The 24,531-nt window shown below is 36.2% G+C and carries 30 protein-coding genes and 1 pseudogene; 9 read left to right on the top strand and 22 right to left on the bottom strand.

Translation table 11 applies throughout. The features are described 5' to 3' along the window. Positions 1-72 precede the first annotated feature (72 nt). The 9 genes and pseudogenes from FJR04_RS03805 to FJR04_RS03765 form a co-directional block, all read right to left on the bottom strand. A complete protein-coding gene (locus FJR04_RS03805) occupies positions 73-414 on the bottom strand; it encodes a hypothetical protein (RefSeq protein WP_168491968.1) in 342 nt (113 codons plus the stop codon). A 23-nt stretch (positions 415-437) separates the two neighbouring features. Then, positions 438-806: a papain fold toxin domain-containing protein gene (locus FJR04_RS03800; protein ID WP_168491966.1), complete on the bottom strand. Its 369-nt coding sequence runs from the start codon at positions 804-806 to the stop codon at positions 438-440. Between the two features lie 288 nt (positions 807-1,094). Further along, positions 1,095-1,313, bottom strand: a pseudogene (locus tag FJR04_RS26585) (type II toxin-antitoxin system HicA family toxin). Then, positions 1,314-1,532: a type II toxin-antitoxin system HicB family antitoxin gene (locus tag FJR04_RS03790; RefSeq protein ID WP_168491964.1), complete on the bottom strand. Its 219-nt coding sequence runs from the start codon at positions 1,530-1,532 to the stop codon at positions 1,314-1,316. Between the two features lie 264 nt (positions 1,533-1,796). After that, positions 1,797-2,210, bottom strand: coding sequence for a PIN domain-containing protein (locus FJR04_RS03785; RefSeq protein ID WP_168491962.1), 414 nt, complete (start codon positions 2,208-2,210; stop codon positions 1,797-1,799). Then, the gene (locus FJR04_RS03780; protein ID WP_168491960.1) at positions 2,200-2,436 is read right to left on the bottom strand and encodes a hypothetical protein; all 237 of its coding nucleotides are present in this window, start codon (positions 2,434-2,436) and stop codon (positions 2,200-2,202) included. The genes FJR04_RS03785 and FJR04_RS03780 overlap by 11 nt, the downstream gene beginning before the upstream one ends. Positions 2,437-2,683: 247 nt before the next feature. Further along, complete coding sequence (locus FJR04_RS03775; protein WP_168491958.1) at positions 2,684-2,890, bottom strand: YgiT-type zinc finger protein; 207 nt, start codon at positions 2,888-2,890, stop codon at positions 2,684-2,686. A gap of 1 nt (position 2,891) precedes the next feature. Then, on the bottom strand, positions 2,892-3,212 hold the full coding sequence (locus FJR04_RS26440; protein ID WP_217359211.1) for a DUF4258 domain-containing protein: 321 nt from the start codon (positions 3,210-3,212) through the stop codon (positions 2,892-2,894). Positions 3,213-3,272: 60 nt separating this feature from the next. After that, positions 3,273-3,536, bottom strand: a complete 264-nt coding sequence (locus FJR04_RS03765; protein WP_168491956.1) for a type II toxin-antitoxin system ParD family antitoxin — start codon at positions 3,534-3,536, stop codon at positions 3,273-3,275. Positions 3,537-3,732: 196 nt separating this feature from the next. Between FJR04_RS03765 and FJR04_RS03760 the strand changes: the two genes are divergently transcribed. After that, the gene (locus FJR04_RS03760; RefSeq protein WP_168491954.1) at positions 3,733-3,948 is read left to right on the top strand and encodes an addiction module protein; all 216 of its coding nucleotides are present in this window, start codon (positions 3,733-3,735) and stop codon (positions 3,946-3,948) included. 7 nt (positions 3,949-3,955) lie between these two features. Next, entirely contained in the window at positions 3,956-4,252 is a 297-nt protein-coding gene (locus tag FJR04_RS03755) for a type II toxin-antitoxin system RelE/ParE family toxin (protein WP_168491952.1), read from the top strand. Between the two features lie 151 nt (positions 4,253-4,403). On the opposite strand, the gene FJR04_RS03750 is transcribed toward FJR04_RS03755, so the two are convergent. The 4 genes from FJR04_RS03750 to FJR04_RS03735 all read right to left on the bottom strand — a co-directional run bounded on the left by FJR04_RS03750 (position 4,404) and on the right by FJR04_RS03735 (position 6,285). Then, positions 4,404-4,745, bottom strand: coding sequence for a hypothetical protein (locus FJR04_RS03750; protein ID WP_168491950.1), 342 nt, complete (start codon positions 4,743-4,745; stop codon positions 4,404-4,406). A gap of 101 nt (positions 4,746-4,846) precedes the next feature. After that, positions 4,847-5,404 carry a hypothetical protein gene (locus FJR04_RS03745; protein WP_168491948.1) on the bottom strand — a complete coding sequence of 186 codons (558 nt, stop codon included), beginning with the start codon at positions 5,402-5,404 and terminating at the stop codon, positions 4,847-4,849. Beyond that, positions 5,404-5,952, bottom strand: a complete 549-nt coding sequence (locus tag FJR04_RS03740; RefSeq protein WP_168491946.1) for a hypothetical protein — start codon at positions 5,950-5,952, stop codon at positions 5,404-5,406. Before FJR04_RS03740 ends, FJR04_RS03745 begins: the two co-directional genes overlap by 1 nt. A gap of 117 nt (positions 5,953-6,069) precedes the next feature. Then, on the bottom strand, positions 6,070-6,285 hold the full coding sequence (locus FJR04_RS03735) for a hypothetical protein (protein ID WP_168491944.1): 216 nt from the start codon (positions 6,283-6,285) through the stop codon (positions 6,070-6,072). Positions 6,286-6,687: 402 nt separating this feature from the next. Here FJR04_RS03735 and FJR04_RS03730 point away from each other — a divergent pair, with 402 nt between their 5' ends. Beyond that, positions 6,688-8,229 (top strand): ABC transporter substrate-binding protein, encoded by a 1,542-nt coding sequence (locus FJR04_RS03730; RefSeq protein ID WP_168491943.1) that lies wholly within the window; start codon positions 6,688-6,690, stop codon positions 8,227-8,229. 323 nt (positions 8,230-8,552) lie between these two features. Here the strand turns inward: FJR04_RS03730 and FJR04_RS03725 are convergent, their stop codons facing one another. Next, the gene (locus FJR04_RS03725) at positions 8,553-10,766 is read right to left on the bottom strand and encodes a phosphoketolase (RefSeq protein ID WP_168491941.1); all 2,214 of its coding nucleotides are present in this window, start codon (positions 10,764-10,766) and stop codon (positions 8,553-8,555) included. 606 nt (positions 10,767-11,372) lie between these two features. Here FJR04_RS03725 and FJR04_RS03720 point away from each other — a divergent pair. Beyond that, entirely contained in the window at positions 11,373-12,755 is a 1,383-nt protein-coding gene (locus tag FJR04_RS03720) for a cytochrome P450 (protein ID WP_168491939.1), read from the top strand. A gap of 265 nt (positions 12,756-13,020) precedes the next feature. Here the strand turns inward: FJR04_RS03720 and FJR04_RS03715 are convergent, their stop codons facing one another. After that, positions 13,021-13,278, bottom strand: a complete 258-nt coding sequence (locus FJR04_RS03715) for a hypothetical protein (RefSeq protein ID WP_168491937.1) — start codon at positions 13,276-13,278, stop codon at positions 13,021-13,023. A gap of 126 nt (positions 13,279-13,404) precedes the next feature. Then, entirely contained in the window at positions 13,405-13,665 is a 261-nt protein-coding gene (locus FJR04_RS03710; RefSeq protein WP_168491934.1) for a hypothetical protein, read from the bottom strand. Positions 13,666-14,344: 679 nt separating this feature from the next. Between FJR04_RS03710 and crtO the strand changes: the two genes are divergently transcribed. The 5 genes from crtO to folP all read left to right on the top strand — a co-directional run bounded on the left by crtO (position 14,345) and on the right by folP (position 19,280). After that, positions 14,345-16,039, top strand: a complete 1,695-nt coding sequence (gene crtO, locus FJR04_RS03705; protein WP_168491932.1) for a beta-carotene ketolase CrtO — start codon at positions 14,345-14,347, stop codon at positions 16,037-16,039. 578 nt (positions 16,040-16,617) lie between these two features. Next, the gene (locus FJR04_RS03700; RefSeq protein WP_168491930.1) at positions 16,618-17,013 is read left to right on the top strand and encodes a hypothetical protein; all 396 of its coding nucleotides are present in this window, start codon (positions 16,618-16,620) and stop codon (positions 17,011-17,013) included. Positions 17,014-17,028: 15 nt separating this feature from the next. Beyond that, the gene (locus FJR04_RS03695; protein ID WP_168491928.1) at positions 17,029-17,454 is read left to right on the top strand and encodes an HNH endonuclease signature motif containing protein; all 426 of its coding nucleotides are present in this window, start codon (positions 17,029-17,031) and stop codon (positions 17,452-17,454) included. A 172-nt stretch (positions 17,455-17,626) separates the two neighbouring features. After that, positions 17,627-18,352 (top strand): triose-phosphate isomerase, encoded by a 726-nt coding sequence (tpiA, locus tag FJR04_RS03690; protein ID WP_168492135.1) that lies wholly within the window; start codon positions 17,627-17,629, stop codon positions 18,350-18,352. Positions 18,353-18,437: 85 nt separating this feature from the next. Next, positions 18,438-19,280 carry a dihydropteroate synthase gene (folP, locus tag FJR04_RS03685; RefSeq protein WP_168491927.1) on the top strand — a complete coding sequence of 281 codons (843 nt, stop codon included), beginning with the start codon at positions 18,438-18,440 and terminating at the stop codon, positions 19,278-19,280. Positions 19,281-19,286: 6 nt separating this feature from the next. On the opposite strand, the gene FJR04_RS03680 is transcribed toward folP, so the two are convergent. The 6 genes from FJR04_RS03680 to miaA all read right to left on the bottom strand — a co-directional run bounded on the left by FJR04_RS03680 (position 19,287) and on the right by miaA (position 24,497). After that, positions 19,287-20,147, bottom strand: coding sequence for an SPFH domain-containing protein (locus tag FJR04_RS03680; RefSeq protein ID WP_168491925.1), 861 nt, complete (start codon positions 20,145-20,147; stop codon positions 19,287-19,289). Between the two features lie 352 nt (positions 20,148-20,499). Then, the gene (gene iscB, locus FJR04_RS03675; RefSeq protein WP_168491923.1) at positions 20,500-21,774 is read right to left on the bottom strand and encodes an RNA-guided endonuclease IscB; all 1,275 of its coding nucleotides are present in this window, start codon (positions 21,772-21,774) and stop codon (positions 20,500-20,502) included. A 371-nt stretch (positions 21,775-22,145) separates the two neighbouring features. After that, on the bottom strand, positions 22,146-22,388 hold the full coding sequence (locus tag FJR04_RS03670; protein ID WP_168491921.1) for a hypothetical protein: 243 nt from the start codon (positions 22,386-22,388) through the stop codon (positions 22,146-22,148). A gap of 187 nt (positions 22,389-22,575) precedes the next feature. Next, positions 22,576-23,058 carry a hypothetical protein gene (locus FJR04_RS03665; protein ID WP_168491919.1) on the bottom strand — a complete coding sequence of 161 codons (483 nt, stop codon included), beginning with the start codon at positions 23,056-23,058 and terminating at the stop codon, positions 22,576-22,578. Positions 23,059-23,249: 191 nt separating this feature from the next. Continuing rightward, on the bottom strand, positions 23,250-23,558 hold the full coding sequence (locus FJR04_RS03660; RefSeq protein ID WP_168491917.1) for a hypothetical protein: 309 nt from the start codon (positions 23,556-23,558) through the stop codon (positions 23,250-23,252). 42 nt (positions 23,559-23,600) lie between these two features. Continuing rightward, the gene (miaA, locus tag FJR04_RS03655) at positions 23,601-24,497 is read right to left on the bottom strand and encodes a tRNA (adenosine(37)-N6)-dimethylallyltransferase MiaA (protein ID WP_168491915.1); all 897 of its coding nucleotides are present in this window, start codon (positions 24,495-24,497) and stop codon (positions 23,601-23,603) included. Between the last annotated feature and the right edge of the window lie 34 nt (positions 24,498-24,531).

Below are 24,531 nucleotides of genomic sequence, written 5' to 3'. Positions count from 1 at the left end.
ATTTAGGATTATTAATAGTGGGTATTGTTGGGTTTCCTTGTGTCAACCCAACCTACGCCGTAATTTTTATGGTCATGAAACTAGTTCATCAATTTTTGCTATTTCGTGATTTTTCTGATTTTGATAAAATTCTTCAAACAAGGTAAAAAATCTATCTACTGCGCTTTTTTCATCGGCTGAATGGAAGAGAAGAATACTTGACCATAATTGACCTGTTTCTACATTGAATTTCTGTCTTATCCATTGTAAAAAAGTTTGAAATTCTGTTTCTTCTGCTGTTAAGGGAATACCAATTTCTCGACGGGCAAAATAGTATCCATCTAAAAATGCTTGGAGGCTAAAAATAGAATTTTTACCTATATACATTGCAGGTCTTTTTTTGATTTTTTGCAGTAAGTTGTAGAGATTATCCATGTTTAACTCACTAAGTTTCTAGGTTAAAAGTAAGTTTCTGTGATTTGAAACTCTAATCCTGCATCTAATATAGGTGAATAGAGATTCTGTATCCAGTTTAATCGGGTAATGCCTTGATGGTGAATATTGTCAAAAACAAGTTCTCCGTCATTTATCTCAATTATAACACCTTCATGATGACCAGTGGTGGCAATCAATTCTCCAATACTATCATTATAAATTCTGCCATAAATTGGATCTTGAGAATTTGTATTTATTTTAATATGTTTACCATGAATATTTTGTCTGATTAAAAACTCTTTGATTGCTCTAGCACAGGGTATACAATCAAATATTCCGTAACTACTGGCAATTGCTATAATTTGTTGATAGATGATATCCTCTTTATTCAAAATCACTCCGGTTGTCAAATTTTAATATTTCTACCCTAATTACTACTGATTGATAGTTAAGGGAGTATTAAGTTATTTTTTATATTGTAAACCAGAAGATGCACAAAATAGGATTTGATTTTGTTTGGGTGATAATTCTCAGGCGAGGTGAATGTTTCCAGGTGTATCTGTCATGGTTCTATTGTCTTCTCTTATTTACATGATAGTTGGTGATGGTTGGGTGAGATGATGTGAACAGATACAGGGTTATTAATGGTGGGTTATGTTATTGCTAACCCACCGAGAGTATTACTTATTTCCTAAAAATTCATCTACGGTAATTCCTGCTTGTCTAATTAAACTTCTGAGTAAACCTGGTGCTAGTTCTTTATGATTAGGAACTGATAAAATGGGTTTTGATTCGTGCTACAGTATGATATGACTTCCGGTTTGATGATCTACAGCATAGCCAAATTTTTCCAAGATTTTGACTGTTTGTTTACCGGAAATATTTGATAAGCGTCCCATTTATACTACTACTTCCCCTACAAATGATTGAGATTCTTTGGTTAAATAGGGTTTACCATGTTTTTCTAATACGTGAAGATAGCCTTTGATAGCATCTTTGATATTTTCTATTGCTTCATCTAAGCTTTTACCTTGACTGACACAACCAGGAAGTTCTGGTACTTCAGCAACGTAACCTAGATATTCTGAATCATAGGTGAATATTACTTGAAATTTCATACAGGAGGGGTTTGTATATTTGTGTGCTGATTATTAATATATCTAATTTTCTTGGCTAGTTGTTCGAGGATTTGATTTTGTTCGGGTGATAATTCTCAGGTGAGGTGAATTTTTCGGTGGTGTATCTGTGATGGTTCTATTGTCTTCTCTTATTTACATGATAGTTGGTGATGGTTGGGTGAGATGATGTGAACAGATACAGGGTTCTTAATGGTGGCTTATATTGTTGTTAAGCCACCCTACAGGAATTAAAAAGATATGAAATCAAACAAATGGATTGATAATTCTTACTTTATTCTCTATTAGTTGATTATGTTGCATATCTTCTGAGTAAATAATGGAACATTGACTTAATAAAGCTGTAGCTATAATCAAACTATCCCAATAAGAGTAGTTATATTTTGCATTGATTTCTAATGCTTGTATAACTTCCGTTGTGTTAATTGCCTGAACTGGAAAAGTATTCACTATATCTGATATGATTGTAATAGCATCTGTTTTTGATGCGAATTTCTTTCTAGTTAAAACATGAAATAATTCTCCTAAAACCTGAGTGCTAACTAACAGGGATGAAGAATTATGTTTGATGATTTCTACAACTTGCTGGGATTTTTCTGGCGGATTTTTAGCATAGAGATAAATCCAGAGATTGCTATCGAGAAAAATTTTATCTGTCATAAATTTCTTCTCGATTAAATTTGTAGTCTGCGGGAAGTGGGAAAGAGTAGTTATTAACTCGCGCTAAGAATTGCTGTATTTTCGATTCTTGAGAATCTATTGGTTCTGTAGATTCGCTGGGTTCAAGAATCATAATTTGTATGGTTTTACCTTCTAATTCAGAACTTAGTTTTTCATTTAAAATAAGTTCACCATTGGTACAGGTTGCTTGGATAATTTGCAGCATTATGAATAACCTTAAATCCTATATAAATTTTTTCGGTATGATCCTATTACAAACTATGCACCAAAGATCCCCGATTTCTTTTCAAGATTTTTCTATCATATCCATAATCAATCTTAGAAGTCGGGGATCTAAATCAGGTGAGATGATGTGAACACATACAGGGTTTTGGGTTATAATAAGTGCGTTATTAATAGTGGGTATTGTTGGGTTTTCTTGCGTCAACCCAACCTACTAACTAAGGTGATGATCAACTTACTAAATCGGCTGTTTCTCGATCTAAAATGGTGAGGGCTTCTTGAATTAATTCGACTTCATGAGTTTCAAAAAGTGATTCACCACATTGATCACAAACCCATGCTGGAATTGCATCCCAAGAAATATGATAGCCTTTTCTATCAATGGTAAATGGGGCTGTTCCTCGGTGCATTTGTCCTTTACAATATAAGCATTCCATTTTAAATTCTCCTTGTGAAATCAGATGACCATTGTGTTGAATCAGGAATGTAAGCGGTGATAATTGCTAAATATTCGTCTTTGGGTGAACAAACTACGTGAATTGCTCGGTTATTTTGTCCAAAGCCTAATATCAAACAACTATGACCTCCTGTATCTTCAGGATAGTCTTCTATGACTTCTCCTGTCATCACAATTGACTGAATTTCTTTGGTTGTAATCATGCGTTCTGGACGTGATATTTGTCGAATGGTGTGAGGAAGAAATAGAAGGCGTTTGGCTGCTGCTTCTTTTATACGTTCATGAATGTTATCAAATGACACATTAAGTTGTAGATAATTTTTTCTAGAGTGTAATTTTAAACTATATTGCAAACATCATGGCTAAATTGCACTTTGACGTTTGTTAGTTTTTTCACGAACTGCTTGACGAATATCTTCCCAATCTTGAGCAGTCATTTCTGTTGAATTTCCTGAGTTTAATCCTTCTAAGAGCATGGTTTGTAGACGTTCGTTTGCTCTCTGTTTTTGGTCTTGTCGCACTAATTCCCGAAAATATTCACTGACGCTGCTGTAACCACCTTGCGCTACCTGTTCTTCTATATAATCGCGCATGGTGTCAGGTAAGGAAATATTCATACTTTTCATAATGTGATTTCGCTAAATCTACTTTTTTATATTATGGCAGTTGTTGTCATTTTCTGCCATGATAACAGTGATGATTTGTAAAGTATTGTAAATATTAATCAATGACTTTTCAAAATCACCAAATTTAGTTTCAACCTAACCTACTTGCTAATGATGAGTTAAAATAAAAATATTGTCTACTCAAGTGGGAAGATTTATGGAGAACTTACTACCTCAAAACATTTTACAATTAAGCATTGCCGAAAGAATCCAATTAGTCCAAGATATTTGGGATAGTATCACTGTAGATGCTGATAATGTAACTATTAGTGATGCTCAAAAACAGGAATTGGAGAGACGTTTAGAACTTTATTATCAAAATCCTCATCAAGTTTCTAGCTGGGAGGAAGTGAAACAGAAATTTAATCGTTAGTTAATATATGACTTACAAAATTTTCATTACACCAGAAGCAGAACTTGATTTAGAGGATGCTTATAATTGGTATGAACAGCATACTGTTGGATTAGGTTCTGAATTTATTCGTGTTGTTGATGCTAGTTTTTCAACTATTCAACGTAATCCTTTTGCTTGTCCAATTGTTCATGAACAAGTTAGAAAAAAGTTAATTCGCAAGTTTCCCTATGGATTACTTTACATTATTATAGATGAAACAATTTCTATTATTGGTTGTTTTCATGTTAAACGTGATCCGCAACAATGGGAAAGGCGTTTATAAGATTTAATTCAGGTGATAATTCGCTCTATTAACCCCTCATAATGGTTGAGTGAGATAATGTAAACAGATACAGGGTTTTTGGGTTGGAATTTAGCATTATTAATTATAGGTATTGTTGGGTTTTGTCAACCCAACTTACTAGCTTTTATTTTCATGAAACTAATTCATCAATTTTTGCTGTTTCGTGATTTTTCTGATTTTGATAAAATTCTTCAAACAAAGTAAAAAATCTATCTACTGCGCTTTTTTCATCGGCTGAATGGAAAAGCAGAATACTTGACCATAATTGACCTGTTTCTACATTGAATTTGTGTCTTATCCATTGTAAAAAAGTTTGAAATTCTGTTTCTTCGGCTGTTAAGGGAATACCAATTTCTCGACGGGCAAAATAGTATCCATCTAAAAATGCTTGGAGGCTAAAAATAGAATTTTTACCTAAATACATTGCAGGTCTTTTTTTGATCTTTTGCAGTAAGTTGTAGAGATTATCCATGTTTAACTCACTAAATTTCTAGGTTAAAAGTAAGTTTCTGTGATTTGAAACTCTAATCCTGCATCTAAAATAGGTGAATATAGATTCTGTATCTAGTTAGGTTAATTAATAGCAACAGAAGACTCAATAACTGATGACAAGAAACCCTTAATTTCTTGTATTAATGGATGTTGTTGCAATATCTTAATTTCATCATCATTTAGATTTCTAAGTATTTTGTCATTTAGTGACTGTTTTTTACCTAAGATTGCCTCTAAAAATTCTTTAGGTTTACTTTGAGCAAATTGCCATTCTAAATCATTAAATGGATCTTTTGTTTTTGCTATTTTTTCAATTAATGATTTATCCTGTAAAAATATGGATTCTATTTCTGGAACTGCCAGAGAAACTTGAAAAGGAATACCAGATGATGCTTGATTTAATACATAATTAATTAAATCTTGCTTTTCAAATACTTGAGATTCGTTATTTGTATCTGCATCTATGACAAGAGCAACTGGTGTTTTTCGAGTAGCAAGCAGTGAACTAGCTAAAGAACGCGCTCTATAAGAACTTGCACCAGGTATAAATTTGATGTCTTTAATCAAATTTTTTGGTAGTAATTTCTGTAAAATTTCTATATCTCTATCTCTTTCTGTAAGAATGTATGCTAGTGTCATTAGAAACTCTCCGTTGTAACGTCGTAATTGGGGATACATTTTTGAACACAAACACGATATTTTTTGACTAGAAATTCACATATACATTTCTTTTCTAGTGAATATTCAATTTCTTCTCCTCCCCATAATAGAATAGTTTGAGGAGCGACAAACCCAGTTAAAGTTACTGTGGCTTCTGTAAATCCAGTTCGACTAAATACGCTACCAATCGCTGTTGCCGGTCTTCGTAGTAATTGATTTCGTAGTTTAGCTATGGGTTCAATATTAACCTCTTCAGTTGTATCTTTACATTCTATCAGGCAGGCTAGGCTGTTTGTATATACTACTCCATCAATTTGTTCTACTATTTTACCTTGAATTTTCACAGTATAAGGCCAAGCTATATCAGCACCATCAAGTTCAAATGCACGTAAAACCAAATATTCTAATGCTTTACCTGCATCCCAAAACTTTGAGGTCTTTTTTGTTTTAATTTCTGACCATAATTTTACTAAATCATCCCAATTATAAGTAGTAATTCTTGTTTGATATTCTGCATCTGTGGTCATAATTCCATTTCGAGTGTATTAATTTATTGACGATTTAATATTATACTACCAGCACGTAAGCTATTTATTCTAGGATTTGATTTAGTTCGGGTGACAATTATCAGGTGAGGTTAATATTTACACGATCGCCCTAAACATCCCTAGTAATGGTTGAGTAAGATAACGTAAACAGATACAGGGTAATGTTTTCGGGTTTTCATGTGCGATCGCTCTAGTAATCCCTAATAATGGTTGTGTGAGATAATGTAAACAGATACAGGGTAAGCTTTTCAGGCTGCGATCGCCCCAGTAATCCCTAGTAATGGTTAAGTGAGATAATGTGAACAGATACAAGGTTTTTGGACTGCGGATCGCCCCAGTAATCCCTAGTAATGCTTGAGTGAGATAACGTAAACAGATACAGGGTAAGGTTTTCAGGTGCGAACTGCTTGCAGCAGCGCTTCGCTATCGCTCTACTAATCCCCAGTAATGCTTGAGTGAGATAACGTAAACAGATACAGGGTAAGGTTTTCAGGTGCGATCGCTCTAGTAATCGCTGGTGATGGTTAAGTGAGATAATTTGAACAGATACAGGGTTTTTTGGCTTTTCCTCTTGATTCTTTTTGTTTTTACTCTGGCTGGTTCTTTTTTTGTAGCGATCCACTTGACAATTAAGACAGTGGCTACTTGCTAAATGTTGTTAGATTTGCTAAATGTTGTAGAATTTTATCAAAAATCACATACGGGGGGCTAAAAGTGGTAGGGGAAATACTCGAAGTTATAACGCAGCTGTTTGATGTTACGGAGCGGTTAAAACAGGCTACAGATGAAAGGCGCGAGCGCATTGTGACATACTTCCACAATATTGAAGAATGTCTCGTACAAATTGCAAAAGACCTCCAAGATAATCAAGAGCCTCTTGTAAACTGGGAAGAACTTCGAGTCTATGCTTCGGAGCTAACACAGACCATTGGTGAAGAGATAGGTCAACAGAGAGCAAAGCAACTAACTACTCTCCTGCAAAAGACCATAAGTAATACGCCTGTTGTAGGTAACCAACAAGATATCCAAACTATACTGACTGCAGCTGGCACATTTAGAGGGCTGGCATTTTCAATTGCAACTAATCCTTCAAGTCCTCCAGTTAGTTCTTCATCTTCACATAATTCACATCATTTCAGTCGCAGAACTTTTGCCTCTATTTCTGGCGCTACAGCGATCGGATTAACAGCTGGTTGGTTAACTGGTATGAATCGCTCTAATTCATCTGGCAATACTACATCTTCACCTGATCTATTTCCATATGTCTCATGGAAAATGAATACCTTCTTAAGCGACAATGTTAGCAACACTATCCTTTATGAAGCTCCAGAAAAATTCTGTAACCTGATTAGACAAATGACTGGTGGTCGCTTTGAGATTAAGCTAGAAAGAACCGGAGAAACTGGTGAAATACTCAGAAAAGTTGATCAGGGCGAAATACAGTGTGGCTATAATGCAATTTACTACACACCAAGATATAGATCCCTCATGTTTGGTTCTGCAATTCCTTTCGGTTTAAATCCACAAGAACAGATTATTTGGCTCAGTTATAAAAAGAACCCTAACGATGAATTGACTTACATACAATCAATTTATAAAGAGAAATTGGGTTTGAATGTAATTCCTTTTGCCGCTGGAACAACGGGAGGACAGATGGGAGGGTGGTTTAAAGAAAAGCTAAATTCTATAAATGATTTGAAAGGAAAAGTCATGCGTATTCCGGGATTGGGTGCAGAAGTTTTTCAAAAATTGGGCATGACAACACATGATCAGTTGGGTACACCAATTTCAGTAGACGAGTCTGTAAGGAGACTTAAAGAAGGAAAATTTTTGGCTGTTGAGTGGACTGGTCCCTATGATGATATGCAGTTAGGACTACATAAAGCAGCAAAGTTTTATTACTACCCTGGTTGGTGGGAAACAGGTACTGTAGCAGATATCCAAGTCAATTTAGAAGCTTGGAAAAAACTACCTTCCCAATATCAAGAAATTTTTAGGGCTGCTTGTCATCAAGTGTATATAAATACATTAGCTGAATATGAGCATAAGAATAGTCAGGCATTGAAAGAACTGTCTAACAATGGTGTTGAATTAGTGGAATTTAGTCAACAAATTCTGCAAGCAGCACAAAAAGAAACTAAACTATTGCTGGACATCTACTCACAGCAAGACCCAATATTTAAGGAAGTTTATGATGAGTGGAATAAATTTAAAGAGCAAATTCAATCATGGTCTAAATTAAACAAAATTGATTGAGGCTGAAAATCTATAGAACTCCTATTTGGATCATGAGAAAATATGTAGATTAAAACCGGGAATTACAAGAGTTTCAGGTATTTTCTTTCTCACAAATGATTGATTTAGGATTGCTATGTTTGTTAATTGACAAAACGCGATCACTCTATTAGATTAATTCAATGTGTGAAGCGATAGCTGCGCTCGTCGTAGGCATCACTTATCCTAGCAATACTGTAGCCAAAAAAAGAGCTAGTAGGATGCGTTAGGATAAAATCCATAACGCACCCAAACATTAATAACGGTGCGTTACGCTATCGCTAACACCCTACAGAAATGTTATCTTAATGCACCAACTCAATAGCCCGCTTAGTCAACGCTTCCGCCGTCAAACCATTAAAAGCCATCAACTCACCCGCACTAGCCGTAGTTTCCCCACGCTTCCAGGCAAAAGAATCACGCTGAGAATTACTGCGTAACATGATTGGTTCTAACATCGCCGCAGCGCCACCTGTCACACCAATTAAGGCATCTCCACCAAACAATTGCTCAAAATCGGCATCACTTAAAAAACCGTTATCAGGTTCAGAACAAGTATCCCAAGCAGTATCATGAGGACGATATAAACGGCGGGGATTGATAATAGAAACAATCTTCACACCAATACCTTCAGTTTCTAAAAAAGCCGCCGCTTCAAACACAGGAATTAAAGTCAAATCGCCAATTACAGCAAATACAACCGTCTTCCCACCAGCCACTTCATGTAATAACACCGCACCATCATTTAAGCCTTTTTCAGTTTGGGCAAAGGTGCTACGAATTGGCAAAGGAGACTTACTAGCAGTAATGACAATGCCCTTATTTTTTGTTTGCAAAGCCCAGTTATAACAGACTTGAATACTGTTAGCATCTGGGGGAAATAATGGGAAGACATTTCCTGTTCTCATCAAAGAAGCAAAATAAGCTTCAATTTCTGGTCTTTGGTGAGTCCAACCGTTGCGTCCTTGTTCTAAAGCCCCCGCAGTAAATAATGTAATTGTCGAGGGAGTTTGACGGCGTAATTCTGCCATTGCTTGGGTGACAGTTTGCCAAATTGGTAAACCATTGATCGCAAAAGATTCGTAAGAACACCACAATGTTCTCGCACCCATTAAGGATAAACCAGCCGCTAAACCTGCACAAGCATCTTCGCTCAAAGGTTCGTAAACTTGACCTCCTGGGGCTTGATGATAGGTTTCATCTGTGGTGGGGTGAATGATTTTTAATGCTTCATTAATATTACCAATTCCTGAAGCGGCGTTACCATCGGCGTTAGTCACAAGGAAGTTTTTATCTTTATTTCCTACTACTCCCACTAACTTACCCATCACAGTTGTCGCAACTTGAGGAACTGCCCCCACTTTAAATTCTTCTAATGGTAATTTACCTAAATCTGCTAAAGGTAATTCAAATTCTGTCACCACAGTTTTAGCCGCCGGTCCACCTCCTGCACGTTCGGCATTGGTGCGGACTGTTTGCCATGCTTCTACAGATAAAGCCCGATTTTTTAAAGCTGTAATTATGTGGGGTGCATCCAATGTATCTTTAGGATAGAGGTTGTGTGATTTTGCACCTAAATCATGAACTCCTGCACCTTTGAGTTGTTTGATAATAAATACGGTCAATTTGCCGCTAAGTGCTGAACGTGCAGCTTTATCCATGCCTACTAATACCGCTTTGGTAAATTCTAGGCGGTTCTCAAAGGAAAATGCGGTACTATCAACATATTCACCGGCTTGGTTTTGGTCGTCAAAATCTTTAGCATTGACTAATACAACTTCGGCAAAACCGTTACCTTGCCAGTAGGCTATCATCTCTGCGTTGGTTTTTAGAGATACCATGCTGTGGTGTTCTTGGCTGTAACCGTTCCACACTAACACGGGTAAGAAGTTGGTGACGGTGGGGTAAGCGGTGTTGAAATGCGCCATTGAACTCATGATATAAGGTTCACCCAGTCCCCCGTCTCCCACGGTGAAGGGGAAGAGTTTATCACGGTGCAACAGTGCTGCGGCCATGGCGAAATGTTGTCCTTGTCCCAGGGGTCCAGCCGGTGCGAGAATACCGGGAATGTAGCCGGAAAGGTGTCCTAATAATCCATGCTTTTCTCGAAAGCGATCGCGCAATTGTTGTACTGTAGAAATGCCCATGTCTTCTAAGGAACGGTCTAAGAACATGGCGCTATAGAAACCGGGGGCGTGGTGTCCGACTTCGGTGATAATGTTTTTATGTCCCAGCATGACCAAAGCTGCATAAGCTTCCGCTTGGCTGGCAAAACCGCCGGGATGTCCAGAAGCCTTACTAGCAGTGACTTGTAGGGTTAGGTAGCGCAGGGCATCAGCCGCTAGTAGAGTTTGATATACTGCATTTGTATCTGTTGGGGATGCGATCGCTACTTTACCAGATTCTATAACTGGATTTGCACCATATTTTTCAAAATTTGGCAATGCTTCCCCAAAATATTGTATTCCTTCACAAAAATTGGGAACTGCGGAAGCTGCCTTTGTCGTAATTGCTGTCATGCTGAGTACCTTAATAAAATCGTAAAAACTTGAGTTTCTGGTTTAATGTAATCAAAATTTTACATCTTTGAGGATCTAATAGTTAATTGCTTTTTTGCAACATCACCATAAGTAGGTTAAATAGTTACCCCAAATAATTACGATTTTTCGGTTATTCTGTCTTTGTTTGAAGAATACTGATTAAATGAACCACGAAGGAGCGAAGTACACGAAGAAAGAAGGGAAGAAGGAAGAAAGGTAATTTTTCATTGGGGAGGGGGTAGTTTGATAAAATAAGGGTTAATACCAATTTTATGTGAGGCTGCATAGGATAATAATTATCCATATTTATCTGCGGTCAATTATTCTGGAAATATTATTATCTTAATTTGATATCACACAGTTATCGTCAGCCAGTCAGAGTCATTGTGAAAAATCGTCAGTTATTGATATTTAAATTGTACTTAAAGGTTGTCGTCAGCAATTTTATCAAAAGCTGGGGATTGAGCATAAGTTGATTAACTTTTAGGTTTTTGTTTCGTGCAAAGTTCTAATTACCCCCAAAGGGTTTATAGTTAAAGTTGAGTTATTCTATAATTACTTGTGTGATCATATCAGGAGAAATGTATGCAAATACTACCGGGACCAAAAGTACCATCTACTATTCAAGTTTTAAACTGGGTATTCAGACCCATGAGTTTTCTGAGAGAATGTGCTAAAAATTATGGAGAGCTTTTTGCTCTGAAATTACAGAGTAATTTACCACCAATTCTATTTGTTCATTCTCCTGAAGCTATGCAGCAGGTATTAAGTAATGATCATAAAGAGTTGGAAGCACCAGGAGATTTGAATAGTATTTTTGAATATTTATTGGGCAAAAATTCTGTCATTAGTCTTAATGGTAAAGCTCATCAACGTCAACGTCAATTAATTATGCCTCCTTTTCATGGGGAAAGAATGCGAAATTATGCGGAATTAATTGAAAGCATTACCACAAAGACTATCAATAAACAACAAAAAAATCAACCTTTTAATATTAGAAATGTTTCCCAAGAGATTACTCTTCAGATCATGATGGAAGCTGTTTTTGGTATTTATGAAGGAGAACAGGCTGAAAAACTCAGAAATCTCCTTTGTGAAATTATTGAACAAAGTAGTGTTCCTTGGAGAGTTTCTTTTCTCTATTTTCCTAAATTAAAAGATGTAATTGGTATTTCGGAACTTTGGAAACAACAACTGAAGAAACAGGAACAAGCTGACCAACTCATTTATCAGGAAATTCAAGAAAGAAGAGAAAACTTTGATCCTCAGCGGACAGATATTCTCACTTTACTGATGTCTTCTAGAGATGAAGATGGTCAACCTATGAATGATGAAGAATTAAGAGATGAATTAATGACTTTATTATTCGCAGGTCATGAAACTACAGCTACAGCAATTTCTTGGGCTTTTTACTGGATTCATAAACTCCCAGAAGTTCGCGAAAAGTTATTAGCAGAATTGGATAGTTTAGGAGAAAATCTTGATTCTAATACTATTTTTAAATTACCTTATTTAACGGCTGTTTGTAATGAAACATTAAGGATTTATCCTGTAGCAATGCTAACTTTCCCCAGAAAGGTAAAAACACCTATTTCTATTTGCGGTCATCAACTTGAACCAGGTACAGTTATCATGGGTTCAATTTACTTAACTCACCAACGGGAAGATATTTATCCTGAACCTCAAAAATTCAACCCAGAACGCTTTATCGAAAGACAATTTTCTCCTTATGAATTTATTCCTTTTGGGGGTGGTTCAAGACGTTGTATAGGTTTAGCATTTGCTCAAATGGAAATGAAATTAATATTAGCTAAAGTTTTGAAAACATGGTCAATGCAATTAGTTGATACCCAAGAAATTCAACCTCAACGACGGGGTTTAGTCACAGGTCCAAATGGTCCTATTAATCTAGTAATTGAAAATCTCCGTCAACCAGTATCTACAAAGTTAGAAAAAGCGACAGTTTAATACAGCATATTAGCAGAGTGCGTCAAACTAGTACAGCTTGGCAGAATTAAAAATTAAAAATTTTAAAAGCATATTAAACAGGTTTTTTAATTTTTAATTGTCTGGTTATTTCCGCCTTGTTGTACTAGATTATGTGCTAATAACCCACAGATTTATCTTAACGGGTAACAAGGTGGTTAAACAGCTTGTTTCATAAAGGATAAACACCCTTTAAAACCTCTTTTTTAGTCACAGGAGTTAAATAAGAATTACTATTAGCAACTGATTAAACTATCAAATAGACATCTGTATCTGAAAAATCAATTGTTAATATCTTGTTATCGTAAAAACCGAATGGGGTGAGATATGTACCTATTAAGCTATTTAAGCTATTTAAACCATCATCAATAATTTTATAATTACTACTCCATAAAGGAATAACCATATTACCTCCTGATGTTGACTCCATTTCCTCTAAAGTCAGTTTATGAAAAAGTCTATTCACTTCAACAGAACTTAATTCAGTATTCATGATTGCAGCCATTGTCTTAATTTACTAATCCAGAAATGAGCAGATATGAAAATTTATGAGGGGTAAAATCTGTGAAAACAAAAACCCTAAAAAAATGTTTTACCCTCAACTATAAATTTTGTAATTACACATGATTAATTACCAAGAATTTATGATAATGTATATAGCCCTGGAATAGTCTATAGTGTTGACCTTATTATCGCGGATGGTAGTGCTCTTATCTATGCCGTTCCTGTCATTTTGTGAACCAATTAAGTTTCCTGTCATAGCCGATATAAAATAATTATTAATACTCCCACCACTACCACCCGATACAATCTCTGCTTCAGTCGGCGATAGTTCACGAAAAAGGCTTTCGGCATTATTAGATTTTAAGTCTGCAATTACTATTTTCTTCATTTTTTTTATGCTCTTACTCAAGAGTTAGTTTTTCTTTTATGTTTTGTACATAACTAAATTTAAAATAATCTAAATATTCGATAGATATAAAGCTTTATGCACATGAAATTAAGACATAAATCACAGAGTTTTGTCTGAAAATTTCACCTTTATATGTTGAAATTATTAAATTAACATGATAGGATATTTCAATATCAAAAATATTTTTAGATGTTATGTAAAGACATAAACCACAAAATTTTGTCTGAAAATTTCACCTTTATATGTTGAGATTATCACATTAAAATAATACAAAATTTTAAAATAGTAAAGTTTGATGCACCTGCTTTTAGGACATAATTCCAAGAATTTTGTCTAGAAACTTATACCTTTGATAATAATTCTTGGGACATATTTCCCTGTTGACATCTTGCAACCCTAAACTCTCATCCTGGCTTCTATCACCGATAACTCGTGTATTTATCTGCAAAGATGCTATTATCATTTAATCACCAACATATTTTTGATATTTGACGTATCAAAATTACGTACAAAACCAGAAACAAGATCCCGTATTTCTTGCATAGATTGGGTATCCATATTCTTTTTAACTAATTGTTATTAAAATTTTTAATAATTTAGTTGCAATTTGCTGTAAATATAATAATATGAAAAAACCAGGTTTTTCTGTCATAAAAATATGCAAGAATACGATGTTATCATTATCGGTGCTGGACACAACGGCTTAGTTTGTGCAGCTTATTTACTCAAAGCAGGTTATAGTGTCCTACTACTAGAAAAACGTTCCGTTCCTGGTGGTGCAGCGACAACAGAAGAATGTATCCCAGACAAAGCACCAGGATTTAAATTTAACTTGTGTGCCATTGACCATGAATTTATCCATTTGGGTCCAGTTGTTGAAGAATTGGAATTAACAAAATATGGCTTAGAATATCTAGAATGTGATCCAGTTGTCTTTTGTCCTCACCCCGACGGTAAATATTTTTTAGCTCATAAATCATTAGAAAAAACCTGTGCAGAAATCGCTCGTTACAATGAACGAGATGCTAAAAAATATGCCGAGTTTACAGATTATTGGCAACGGGCAATTAACGCCATGATTCCTATGTTTAATGCCCCACCAAAATCAATTATAGATATTTTTGGCAACTACAATTTTCAACAAGTTAAAGATTTATTTTCTGTAGTGGGTTCTCCAGCCAAAAGCTTTGATTTTGTGCGGACAATGCTCAATAGTGCTGAAGATATTCTCAATGAATGGTTTGATGAAGAATTTTTGAAAGCACCCCTATCTAGATTAGCATCAGAATTAGGTGCGCCACCTTCTCAAAAAAATCTCGCAATTGGGGTAATGATGATGGCCATGCGTCATAATCCTGGTATGGCTAGACCTCGCGGTGGTACGGGTGCTTTGGTGCAAGCATTGGTGAAATTAGTTAATAGTAAAGGTGGGGTAATTCTCACAGAGCAGCACGTGGAAAAGATTTTAATTAATGATGCTACAGCAGAGGGTGTGAGGGTGGCTGGTGGTCAAGAATATCGGGCTAAATATGGAGTAATTTCTAATATTGATGCTCAAAGATTATTCTTACAAATGACTGATAAAAATGATATTGATGCAGTTGATCCTGATTTATGGGAAAGGTTAGAACGCCGCATTATCAACAACAATGAAACTATCCTGAAAATAGATTTAGCATTAGATGAACCTTTGCATTTTTCTCATCATGATCATAAAGATGAATATCTCATTGGTTCAATTCTCATTGCTGATTCTATGAATCATGTAGAACAGGCTCATAGTAAATGTACATTAGGTGAAATTCCCGATTCTGACCCATCTATGTATGTCGTCATGCCTAGCGCCCTTGACCCCAGTTTAGCACCACCTGGTAAACATACTGTATGGATTGAATTTTTTGCTCCTTATCAAATTGCTGGTGCAGAAGGTACAGGTTTAAAAGGGACGGGTTGGACTGATGAATTGAAAAATAAAGTTGCAGATAGAGTAGTTGATAAATTGGCGACTTATTCGCCAAATGTGAAAAAAGCAACTATCGCTAGAAGGGTAGAAAGTCCAGCAGAATTAGGAGAAAGATTAGGTGCATACAAGGGGAATTATTATCATATTGATATGACGATGGATCAAATGATATTCTTCCGACCTTTGCCAGAATTAGCCAATTACAAAACCCCCATTGATAATCTCTTTTTAACTGGTGCAGGAACACATCCAGGTGGCTCAATTTCGGGTATGCCAGGACGCAATTGTGCGAGGGTATTCTTGCAGAATAAGCAACCCTTTAGTCAGGCTTTAAAGGATGCTGGAAACTCTATTAAGTCTACAGTTGGTTCTGTATTTGGGATTAATTAGGGTAGAACTTACCCATTAACAAAAAACCGAAGTATAAATTATCCAAAAGCCACATTTTTCGTAAGGGTTTAGCAGTGCTAAACTCTTACTTTTTACGATCAATATAATCATTGATTAAAATTAGGACTTACGCAAAACAGGAAGTAGGGGTAATTCATGAATTACCCCTACGCAAGAATCAGGTTTTGACTTCAATCTTGCGTAAGTCCTAAAAATATGAAACAACCTATTTTTGGGAAAACATCAAATAATTAATTTGTAAAGTATGTAAGTCCTTAATGAGAGGATTAACTAAAATAAATTGTTTTTTATCCAAATATTGTTTATTTAGAAAACTAAGTGTATAATATTATTACGGTTATGTAGGTTTGATTCATGCGAATGGTTTAAGATCAGAAATTCAATATATAAAACAGATATATGCTAAAAAATGAGATAATACTTTTATTAAGTATTTTAAAGAACCCAGGAATGACGAAAATCGGGAAATAAAACCTTGATAAATCTAAAGTTAATAGAAAAGGATATACTTAAAATATTAATAGTTTTATTAATGTAAATTACAATGGGAGTAAAATATGCCCACTGAAACAGTAACTCTCCAAATCCCAGAAATTATCTATCAGCGATTAGTTAATACTGCTAATGCTACTCAACGTCCCTTGCAAGAAGTAATGCTTCATGCTTTACAAGTTGGTAGTCCACCAGCATGGGATGATGTACCAGAGGAATTTCAAGCTGAAATTGCAGCATTAGATAAGCTAGATGATAATACTCTTTGGCAAATTGCCAATAGTCGGAAAACAGCAGATGATATGGACAGATATAACATCCTGCTTGATCATAACTCTAGGGGTATACTTACGGAAGTAGAACGATTAGAGTTAATGTCACTTCGACATGATACTGATTTATTTATGTTACGTAAAGCCCAAGCAGCAGTATTACTTAATTGGCGAGGATATCGGCTATAAAATTCTTAATTTATTGTGTCTACATATATTTCTGAAAGTTTAAGACAAAAAATTATAGATAGCGATAAATCACGTTGCTGCTATTGCTTAACATCTGAGGAAAATAGCGGTATTCCTATGACTTATGATCATATTCACCCAGTTTCTAAGGGTGGAGAAACAACTTTTGAAAATCTTTGTTTAGCTTGTCGTTCATGCAATGAATTCAAAAGTGATGCAATTGAATCTATAGATCCTTTGAGTGGTGAAACTATACAACTTTTTAACCCTCGTAAACAAAAATGGTCTGAGCATTTTGGATGGAGTGCTGATGGTACAAGAGTAGAAAGTGTAAATGCTATTGGTAGAGTCACAATAGTTAAGCTCCGGATGAATAATTCAGTAATTCTTGTTGCTCGGAAGCGTTGGGTAATGAGTGGTTGGCATCCTCCGCTTGATTGATAGTATGTAAACAATAACTTATACAGCATCTAAGTTAAAAGACAAACACTCAGGCTGTGTTACTACTGACTACTGTTGCGGTAACTCAGTGAATTCTGCTTTATGAATAGTTCTAAAAAGTAGTACAGTAAAAAGTGCATCTAGTAGCATTAAAATTTTGATTAAATCACCTGTGCGGAAAATCGTTATTGCTGGTAACTGGAAAATGTTTAAAACCCAGGCAGAATCCGCAGACTTTTTAAGCGGATTTTTGCCTCACCTGGAGGAAACCCCCTCACAACGAGAAGTGGTACTGTTTCCTCCCTTCACCGATTTAAGCTTGCTGTCTAAATCCTTACATGGTAGTCGTGTAAATTTAGGCGCACAAAACGTCCACTGGGAAGAGAATGGAGCATATACGGGCGAAATTTCTGCTTCTATGCTTACGGAAATTGGTGTACGTTATGTCATTATTGGACACAGCGAAAGACGGCAATTCTTCGGAGAAACAGACGCAACTGTAAATCTCCGTCTCAAAGCCGCCCAAAAGCATGGACTCACACCTATTCTCTGTGTTGGGGAAACCAAACAACAACGAGATGCAGGGGAAACAGAATCCATCATTAGCACCCAGTTAGAAAAAGACTTAGTAGACATCGATCAAACCAGCTTGATCATTGCTTATGAACCAATTTGGGCTATTGGTACTGGTGATACCTGTGAAACCAAAGAAGCAAATCGGGTAATTGGCTTAATTCGCAGTCAATTAACTAATCCCCTAGTTCCTATCCAATATGGCGGTTCAGTCAAACCGAATAATATTGATGAAATTATGGCACAACCAGAAATTGACGGCGCTCTTGTTGGAGGAGCTAGTCTAGAAGCTGATAGTTTTGCCAGAATTGTCAATTATCAATAATGGGGATTGGGGATTAGGATAATTGACAATTAACAATTGACAATTGACAATTATCAATTATTAATTATCAATTTGGATTATCTATATGTCTAATAACTTAACCATCAGGGAACGCTGTTTTATTTGGGGAAAGCGAACTTATATTATGGGGATTTTAAATGTTACCCCTGATAGTTTTAGTGATGGTGGCAAATTTAACACTACATCAGCCGCTTTAAACCAGGCAAAAACAATGGTTGCGGCTGGTGCTGACATCATTGATATTGGTGGACAATCTACTCGGCCAGGAGCAGAGCAAATATCCCTAGAAGTTGAACTTGAGCGGGTGCTATCTGTTTTGGAGTTGCTACGTCCAATTATTGATGTGCCTATTTCAGTGGATACAACTAGATCGCAAGTAGCTAAAGCTGCTATAGCTGCTGGAGCAGATATAGTAAATGATATTTCTGGGGGTACATTTGACGCGGAAATGTTGACAACAGTTGCTAGTTTAAATGTGCCTATTGTGTTAATGCACATCCGGGGTAATCCCCAAACTATGCAAAAACTGACTGATTATGAAAATTTAATTTCTGATATTTATAATTTTTTATCGCAGCAAATTACAAATGCGATCGCTGCGGGAATTGATGAACATAAAATAATTATTGATCCTGGTATTGGTTTTGCTAAAAATCATCAGCAAAATTTAGAAATTTTTCGCCGCTTGCGATCGCTCAAAAACCTCAATTCCCCTATTTTGGTGGGAGCATCCCGCAAAAGTTTTATCGGTAATATTCTCAACCAACCAGATCCAAAATCACGGGTTTGGGGAACAGCAGCAGCTTGTTGTGCAGCCATTTTTAATGGTGCAGATATTCTCCGAGTTCACGACGTTCAAGAAATGCAAGAAGTGACTCTAGTCGCAGATGCCATTTTTCGTAATTAGTAATTATTAATTAACTCCATTCCCATTCCCATTACCGTTAGCAGGGTTTTTACCATGATTTTCTTGTACTGGATCAGCAATCAATTCCTGGAACATTTCAGTTGAGTTAGCAGGATCTACAAATACGATTTTGGCATTATTGCTTGCACCCAGTTTTTGACTCGCATCTACGTAATCTTGAGCAACAAGATACCGGAGAATATCCTTACTTTCAGGATGAATACGCAAGGCTTCAGAAATTATTTCTATGGATGTTTTAGTTCCTTCCGCCCGTTTAACTGCCGCTTGTCGTTCCCCTTCCGCTGCTTCTATGGCTGCTTTCTTTTTAATTTGGGCATTTTGTTGCTCTTCCATTGACTTGCGGACAGTTTCTGGTGGGGTGATACTTTGAATATCTAAACGGATAATTTCAATTCCCCAAGTAGCTGCGATGGGAGTCAACGCGCCTAATATGCTTTTATCCATCTCCTCTCTAGACATATTAGTATCCTCCAAGGAGTTCTGGGCAATATTTTCCCGGAGGTTAGTTGTCGCTAAGTTTGTCAGCCCCTGTTGTAAGTCATCAATAGCATAAAAGCTTTTTTCGATATCTTTAATGCGCCAATAAAGAATTGCATCAACTTCTAAGTAAATTCCGTCTTTAGTAATCACATTTTGCGGTTTAATATCTAAAAGCTGCTCTCTAGTTGTATCCTCCATCACTATCTGATCAATGATGGGAATAATCATGTGAGGACCAGGGTTAAGTTTGCAATGATACCGCCCCAACCGTTCCACTAAAGCAACATTTCCTTGATTTACCATCTTTACAGATGCCAAACCATAACCGACTAGGGCTAGAATTATTATTAAAATGATTGGGTCCATATATTCTCCTCTTGTAGCTTTAGGTTAAATTGATTGTCAGGGTTATAATTATGCGTATATTAGCTATGACACTCCTAACCCTGCTGTCGTGGAGAGTGGTGATACCGAGAATCACTTCTTAGGCTTTTTCTTTCCACAACAAAGCTGACATTGAGGAGTTTTTCCATAAAATGATAAACCTGCGCTCATATTATAGGCGATCGCTCCACTTAAGTAGTTAGATAAAATTAAATTCATTGGTGGAAGTCAGGAAACAACCTATGTAATTCATAAAACCTCGTGGGAAGCGAGAAACTCAGTCCCTTTAGGGCTGAGAGGGAAGCGGCTCAAGGGATTTTAATCCCTGTCAATTCTAAAATGCGTAATTGTAGCCATCTTTGCGGTGAACAATTTTGCAGCATTTATAACTAATACCCTGAACTAATTTTGATGCGGAAATATTGAAAGAACCTGTTGCTCTAACTGCAACACGACCAATATATTTACCGATTTTCTTGCCAGTAGTAACAATTGCTTTCACAATATCACCTGTCTGAAAACCTTTAACAAATTTAATTCTAGGTACATATCGAGATGGAAAACCAAACTTGTCAGTTCGACACATTTGACGAGTCCCATGCCCTGTTGCTTTGATTAGCAAAGGCTTGTTTGTGAAAATTTCTAATTCTCCAATTTGCCCAACACAAGCGGCATCTAGCCAATGAGTTTTAGGAAAGTTGAATTTGGTTCGGTTGAACTTAGTTTGACCACCAGAACCAGTGGAAACAGGTAAACCAGTTTCTTTGAGTCGGCTAAACAATGCCCAACGGGTAGAGTTCACAGCCGCCGCATCTTTTAAAGGTCGTTTTGCTTGTGCCAGAATACATTTGAGAAGATCCGGTTTCTTAGCCAGGAATTTCTCAACATCCTGAGTGCCTTTTTTGATATTGCACTTCTCGCAAGCAAGACAAAGATTAGAAATCCGATTAGTGCCACCTCTGGCTTTAGGATGAATATGCTCAACTTGCAAGGGAACATTCTCAATCCCACAGTAAGCACATTTTCTCTTCCATTTCTCAAGTAGATACTCACGGACTTCGTACCCGAACAAAGTGCCTTGCTGATATTCAATACCTGATATTTCTGGATTGTCTATTTGTTGCAAGTCAAACCTGACAAGCTCTTGAGATATCCTTGTGAGCGGAGCAAACTTAATGAGTTTGTTGACCCAAGTTAAGGTAGTCTCAACACGATGCTGCAAACTTGGAGCTAACCAATTTTTTGTCCGGGTTCTATTCAAAAATCTGGCTTGACGATAGCGAGTATGGCGGTTTCGTCTCCCCCTGCGAAGTGAACGACGGGATTCTAGGGACGCTTTAATTGCACTTCCTCGATTAGAAAGTTCTGCACCAAAAATGATTTTCTCTCCCTGAACCAATGCTATGCCCGTAGTTTTTGAACCAGGGTCTATTTTGAGTTCTATCGCTTGGTTAACAACATCTGAGCATGACTTGTTTAAGATGATAGTAAAGGGGTACATCCTAAATACAGCAGCTTTTCCAGAATCCAATAATTTCCTTGCTACCGAGGGATGACAAGGGCTTAAAGGTTGTTTGTTTGTGTCGATAACTAATGCGTAATTTGACATTTCTGCCTCTCTGATTTCTCAGGTAATGTTCGCTTCGACCTTGTTATCTGAGTTTGTTAGGCTTGTAACACTGTTTCAGTGACTTTAAAACTGTTTAATTACAAACGACAGAGCGGAAAACTAGCGTCGCATTCTCCGGTGTCTTGACTCAAATAACGGCTACCATAAGACTACGCTCAGGGTGGTCTGGTCAGTACAGCTTGCTTGATTACTCTTACAAGCTCAGTGGCTTTAGCCCTGAGTTACTGACTCCCTCTCGGTATTTACTAATTACTAATTTAACGGGAAAATATCTTCTCACCGGATTTTTAACTAAATAAATTATTGATAATCGGGTAAAAAATATGTTACAAAATTTAATGTCTTCTGTGCTATTTAGCTCGCTTATCTTTACCTATTAGTAAAACGAAATAAAAGCTTTTCTTGAAAAATGGAATTGATATCCTGATATTAACTTGATTGGGATTATTAACACGCTTACCAAATATACGTTTTAGTTCTGTTAATTGATCATCTGTAAAAGTGCTGGCTATTTGCGGTGGAATCTGAGCTAAAAACTTTTTGATTACAGGATCTGTCTTCAATGAGTTTTGATTTAAATCTGGATCAGACATATTAATCCAAGTTGCTACTTATCTAGTTAAAGCTGGTAATTGGTAATCGGTCAAAAAATCTTAGTCTTAATCCTGGACATTATCTCGACTTCGCGGTAGTTGAGCGGAGTCGAAACTCGATAACCACCTGATGCAGAGAATTTCCCTAAATAGCAACTGATATTATTAGGTCATTATAACACACTACTTAAAAGTCAGGACTGTGTTCATCATCCCAACACTTATTATTATTCCATATTCTACCAGTTTTTTGGCATTCATGTTCATCATCAATCCAAGGAATTGACGTGGTGTGAGGAGTATAGGTTGATGGGATATTAATTGCAGGTAATACAAAAAATAATACTGTGAATATAGAAGAAAAGATAACACCTAAAAAACCGCTCAAGAATAAGATATTGATCGGTGTAAGAATAGGATATAAACTTTTTTCTTGACGTAAGCGCACTTGTGAACGTCGTTCTTCACCGGCTAATAATACTAGATATAATTTTAGTCCAGGAATAGGAAATGAAATTCGCCAATTTATAAAATGATTAGCCTGACTACGCTCACAAAAACCTCTATAAATGGCTTCTATTTGTTCATCTGTTAAAGTGGCTAATATCTCTGGTGAAATTTGACTGATAAGTCTTTTAAAGTTTGGATCATTCCGTCTTGTTTTTTTCATAAGAATGTCTGACAACTAAGAAAGTTAGTGTTTTTACAAGCAAGATAAGAACTTAAAAATTAGGTTATGAATCTACCTTTTGAATAAAAATTTAAGCTCTTGATAATTAATCAGTTGGGGATATTGCTGGAGGAGCTAATATACGAGAGCGAAATTAAAAATTAATAATTAAAAAAGCAGATTACACAAGCTTATTGAGAACTTTTAATGGTTGATTTACTAGCTACAGATCCATCACTGTTTGTGAACACTACGCTTATTAAAAACGCAGTAATGCTATTTAACCCATTTATATTACCGGATTCGGGTATTGCTAAATCCGCCAGTCTTACAGAATTTATCTTTTGACGGGGGGAATTCCTGAATGCTGTTTTGATAGAACCTGTATATAGAGTTGCTGTCCATATTACATATATTGTCCAAATGCCAATATTAACACCAGTATCATAATATAATAATCCTAATTTAGGCAATAGTGAATTACTTAAAATTAACTTCATTATAACTTTATAAATAGATACGCAATAATGTTCAAGAATTGATTAGGAACTGAGAAATCTCTGAATTCGTTGGGATACTTGTTCTGATAAAGTTAAACTATTAGCATCAAACAATTCAATTTTCAAACAGGATCTAAACCAAGTCCGTTGACGTTTAGCAAATTGTCTTGTGTGTAAAACAATTAACTCTTTAGCTTCATCTAAAGAAATATCTCCAGCTAGATATTGCTTTATTTCTTGATATCCTAAAGTGTTTAATAAAGTTAAATCAGCACCATATTTCTGACACAAATATTCAACTTCACCAACTAAACCATCTGCAATCATTTGTTCAGTTCGCCTACAAATTCTGACATCTAAACGTTCCGCATCACAATCTAAATATAAGTGCAGAATCGGATACGGAGGTGGGTTCTCTCCCTGTTGTTCAGAAATCGGACATCCCGTGACATAATATACTTCTAAAGCTCTTAAAGTCCGCACCAAATCGTTAGGGTGAATTTTTTGGGCGGCGACTGGATCAACTTGTTGCAACATCGGGTAAAGTTGATTTTGACCTAAAGATTCGAGTTGCGATCGCAATTCCGGTTGTGGTGATACTCTCGGAATCTTCATCCCTTGCACAATAGAACGGATATATAAACCAGTACCACCAACTAAAAACAGAGGCTCAACTTTCAAACTATTAATTAAAGCTTGTGCTTGCTCCTGGTAATCTGCTACTGTCATAGTCTGAGTCGGTTCACAAATATCAATTAGATGATGTGGTACTAATTTTTGTTCTGCCAACGTTGGTTTAGCTGTACCAATATCAAATTCACGGTATACTTGACGGGAATCGGCACTGAGAATTACAGCACCCAACTTCTTTGCTAAACTCAAAGCCAAACCGGATTTACCCGTCGCCGTCGCTCCAGAAATTACAATTAATTTAGTCATTAGTCGCTTCTCTCCAATTAAAAATTAAAAATTA

Origin of the sequence: Anabaena sp. UHCC 0204, assembly GCF_009711975.1 — a bacterium.
Lineage (GTDB): Bacteria > Cyanobacteriota > Cyanobacteriia > Cyanobacteriales > Nostocaceae > Dolichospermum.
Note: the sequence above shows the minus strand (reverse complement) of the source record. Positions and strands in the feature narration are given on the sequence as shown.